General features: G+C 41.2%; 5 protein-coding genes and 1 pseudogene. 4 read left to right on the top strand and 2 right to left on the bottom strand.

Annotation, left to right across the window (positions count from 1 at the left end; translation table 11 throughout):
• A pseudogene (locus IQ211_RS20270) lies at nucleotides 1–93 on the top strand (IS982 family transposase); the annotation flags it as partial.
• Between the two features lie 598 nt (nucleotides 94–691).
• Here the strand turns inward: IQ211_RS20270 and IQ211_RS18240 are convergent.
• Together IQ211_RS18240 and IQ211_RS18235 are read right to left on the bottom strand one after the other, a co-directional pair.
• Nucleotides 692–1,717, bottom strand: coding sequence for a site-specific integrase (locus IQ211_RS18240; RefSeq protein WP_189761296.1), 1,026 nt, complete (start codon nucleotides 1,715–1,717; stop codon nucleotides 692–694).
• A gap of 2 nt (nucleotides 1,718–1,719) precedes the next feature.
• Nucleotides 1,720–2,349, bottom strand: a complete 630-nt coding sequence (locus IQ211_RS18235; protein WP_223281886.1) for a phage repressor protein CI — start codon at nucleotides 2,347–2,349, stop codon at nucleotides 1,720–1,722.
• A 123-nt stretch (nucleotides 2,350–2,472) separates the two neighbouring features.
• Between IQ211_RS18235 and IQ211_RS18230 the strand changes: the two genes are divergently transcribed.
• The 3 genes from IQ211_RS18230 to IQ211_RS18220 all read left to right on the top strand — a co-directional run bounded on the left by IQ211_RS18230 (nucleotide 2,473) and on the right by IQ211_RS18220 (nucleotide 3,760).
• On the top strand, nucleotides 2,473–2,712 hold the full coding sequence (locus tag IQ211_RS18230) for a Rha family transcriptional regulator (RefSeq protein WP_189761295.1): 240 nt from the start codon (nucleotides 2,473–2,475) through the stop codon (nucleotides 2,710–2,712).
• Between the two features lie 35 nt (nucleotides 2,713–2,747).
• The gene (locus tag IQ211_RS18225; RefSeq protein WP_193836442.1) at nucleotides 2,748–3,257 is read left to right on the top strand and encodes a phage regulatory CII family protein; all 510 of its coding nucleotides are present in this window, start codon (nucleotides 2,748–2,750) and stop codon (nucleotides 3,255–3,257) included.
• Nucleotides 3,258–3,406: 149 nt separating this feature from the next.
• Nucleotides 3,407–3,760 carry a DUF5347 family protein gene (locus tag IQ211_RS18220; protein WP_193836441.1) on the top strand — a complete coding sequence of 118 codons (354 nt, stop codon included), beginning with the start codon at nucleotides 3,407–3,409 and terminating at the stop codon, nucleotides 3,758–3,760.
• The last annotated feature ends 100 nt before the right edge of the window (nucleotides 3,761–3,860 follow it).

Here is a 3,860-nt window from a genome sequence, read left to right as displayed (position 1 = left end):
CTGCTTTCTCACACATTGGGTATTTTTGCCAACTTTAAACAAGGTAAAAAACAACGCGACTGGCTTCAACAAACGCTCGTTATTGGGTGTTAAAGTTGAGCATCGCGTTAACTTTTTATCTTTTTAACCTTGTGCTGTGTGCTGGGGACAAGTGTTTTGTTTATTTTTTATTATTTAAATCAATATCTTGATGTTTATTTTCTGCTTTGGGACGTGTGCGAAAATATGTCTGGGACGACGTTTCTATAGTATTTTATTTTATAAATCATATAGTTAAGTGTTTTTGGGACGTCGGGACGACATTTTTTGCGAAAAACTTAAATATATAATGCGTTTACTTGGGTATTTGGGTTTTGGTAGTAAGTGTTTTTGTAGTGTAGCCGACTTACTACCAAACATACTACCAAAACTATCGAGTTATAACGATGCTAAACGAATATAAACAGGCAATAAAAAAGCCCTAAGTCATTATGATTTAGGGCTTTTTCTTTTACTTTCGGTGTATTCCGATGATTTCCGAATACAAAAATGGTGGAGCTGGCGGGAGTTGAACCCGCGTCCGAAATTCCTACATACTAATTTAATAGCATTAAAAACAATATATTATTTTATTTTTCATGTGGTTATTCTTATTTTGTGTCATTCGGTTTTATGTGTTTTTATTTATCTGTCGCCAAATCGCCGCCATAAATTAGCGGTTCCAGTTGAGATTGTGAAGGGGGTTTTTTGTTACTGCATCTTCCAAGTGATCGGGCGCAAAGTGAGCGTAAATCATAGTCATTTTAATATCGGCATGACCTAGAATATCCCTCAATACCAATATGTTTCCGCCATTCATCATAAAGTGGCTAGCGAAAGTATGACGCAGAACATGAGTGCATTGTCCTTCAGGTAGGTCAATCCCCGCACGTTTAACTGCTCGTTCAAAGGCTTTTCGGCAGGGGGTAAATATTTTTCCTCTGTTTTTAGGGAGTTCCTCGTACAAATCCTGAGATATCGGAACGGTTCTGTTTTTCTTACCTTTGGTTTTTGTATAGGTGATTCGGTACCTTGTTATTTGATGACCCTGTAGATTTTCGGCTTCACTCCAGCGTGCCCCGGTAGCTAAACAAACTTTCGCAATCATTAACAGGCTGGAGTTTTGGGAATCGGCGCAGGCATCAAGTAAGCGCTTAATTTCTTCCGGCGCTAAGAACGCCAGTTCACCTTCTGCGATTTTAAATGTTGGTAGACCTGCAAGCGGGTTGGGCGCAGGCCAGTGGCCTAATTTTTTCAGAGTGCTAAAAACAGATGATAGGTTGCGCTGTTCAAGGTTCACTGTTCGGGGCTTAACTGGCGACATCAGCGTACCTTCTTCATTTTTAACCTCACCTTTTAACCGGGCTTCTCGGTATTTTGTGAAGTCACCTGCCGTTAACTCTGAGGCAATGGGATCGCCCAGCCCATTACAGATAATGTTCAGTTTCGCCATTAGTCGTTTTGGGTCAGCAAGAGTCTGCCCGTAAAGTGAATGCCATTGTTCAATTATTTCGGACAAGTGTCGCCGATCTTCCTTTTCACCCAGCCAGGGCTTTTTATTCACCTCTTCCATAGTGAAGTTTTCGAAAGCGATGGCCTCGCCTTTTGTCGCAAACTGCTTACGTAGGCGTTTGCCGTCACGCCCGTTTGGGTAGCATTCACACAACCACTTTCCGTTCGGCTGCTTTCTAATAGTCATGATCAGATGCTCTTTATGACTTTTACAGCGCGTCCAATGATATCAATATCATCAATGGAGCATTCGAAAGACGATTCATCTTGGTGAACGATAATTTTATTACCGGGGATGCGCGCAACTTTGGCTATGTTTTTCATTCCATCAATATCTATCAGCCAGTAGCCATTACTTACTTTTTTTACTGATTTATCAACAATATAGAAACATTCAGCGGTTTTAACATAAAGGTAGTTATCAGCTTCTCCAGGGATCAGACTGTGGTCTAGGAAAACTTCATCGTGTTCAAGAAGCGCGCCGTTCTCGATTTTTACTTGCCTTATGGATGGGGTAATTAGTTTCGATAACGGCCTAATTGTTGCTTGAGTCTCGTTTTTGGACTTATTTTCATTATCTACCGTTGGGTGCATTTCTCCTTGCCCTGTTGCTAGCCAGAGCAAAGATGTGCCCGTTTCTAGAGCGCACTGGACAACCCAATCAGCAGGGAAGCTGTCACGTAATAGCCTGTTTGCCATAGTGCTTTTCGACGCTCCCAGATGCTTAACCAATGCTATTTGGGTATCGAACCCATAGGCAGCCATCAGCCGGTTGACGGCTTCTCTGCCTCCCGTATCCACACCTGAAGTGATCTTCAAATTAAACCCTCCGCTTGACAATGCAATATCAGGACTGTATTTTTATCTTAAACTTCTAATATGAGAGTTTAGAAGTTGGAATTAAACAACGTAAAACGAACTAAAACTAAGAGATAATGCACTATGAGCATAGATATATCAATTCATGTACCAAAAGAGCTGGCAACACCTGCAGAGTTCGCGGAATGGGAAGGTATTTCTCGCGGTTCTGTTTACCAGAAAATCCATCATGGGAAACTCGCTAAGTACATGGTTAAAAAGGAAAAAAATAAGGGGCGTGTAAGCCTACGCTATCTGATGTACAAAGCTGATCAGATTCGTGAATCTCTTGGTCATTCCAATTTTCGTATCATCGTTGGTTAGTAATACCAATTATAGGAACTTTTGGAAGGACTAACATGTTTGATTATCAAGTATCCAAACAATCGCACTTTGATAATGCGTGTCGTGCGTTCTCCAATACGCATAAAGGTAGTCTAGTTCAAATTGCCGAAAGCATCGGCATGACACCGCAAATGTTGCGTAATAAGTTGAACCCTGAGCAGTCTCACATGCTGACTTGTGTTGACTTAATGAAGTTAACCGATGTAACCGAAGATGCCTCCATTCTGGATGGCCTGCTGGAGCAATTACAGTGTCAGCCATCTGTGCCGGTGAATGAAGTTTGTGATGCCAATATGCCAAGCTACCTGTTAGGTGCTACGGCAGAAGTGGGTAAGCTGGCAAGTGAAGCTGTTTCGGGTGAGCATTTTAACCAGACCCGTGTGGCGGAGTTTAAGAAGACGGTCAATAACGCAGTGCGGTTATTAACGTTGGCGGGGGTCACTATTTCATCAAGATTGCATTCTAACCCTGCATTTAATTCAGCGGTTGATGTTATGGCAGGGATGGGAGCATCGTTAGTCTGAGGTCAGCATGAACGAATTAAAGCAACAGCAGCACCAGTACAGGTTAACTAGTAAGTCATTCCATACAAAGTCAGGTGACGGATTTATTTTCCCGATTGTCTTATGCTCCGTTGCTTATTTTTTTCTGTTTTTTATTCGGTGAGGTTTAAATGAACACGGAATACCAATTTGAATCAACTGAACAACGCGCCAGAAAAATAGCGTTTGATGTGCGCGTGAATGGTTTAAATCAACTGGCAAAAATCAGGCAGCAACATCTTAAAGCGGGTAACGAGCAATTAAAGAGTTTTATTGATGAGATGCGGAATAAGCGTAATAAAAATTATGGCGATAATATTCGCGTACTGGCAGCCATTTTCTTTCTTGCCAATATTAAAAAAGAACGCCATGGGCTGGAATTAAATCAATTTAGCATCGAAGAGCGAAGCGAGTTAATTAAAGCCATCAATAAAATTAAGGCATCCGCTCCATTATTACCCACGGGGTTATCGTTGCCTAATTAAATAGCAATCATTACCGAATTAATTTTAATGGCGTCAACACGTCAGGGATTCTTTTTATCTTAAAACAGGAAATAACGAATGGAAAATAAAGATATTGAGC

Source organism: Xenorhabdus griffiniae (assembly GCF_015163655.1).
GTDB lineage: Bacteria > Pseudomonadota > Gammaproteobacteria > Enterobacterales > Enterobacteriaceae > Xenorhabdus > Xenorhabdus griffiniae.
Note: the sequence above shows the minus strand (reverse complement) of the source record. Positions and strands in the feature narration are given on the sequence as shown.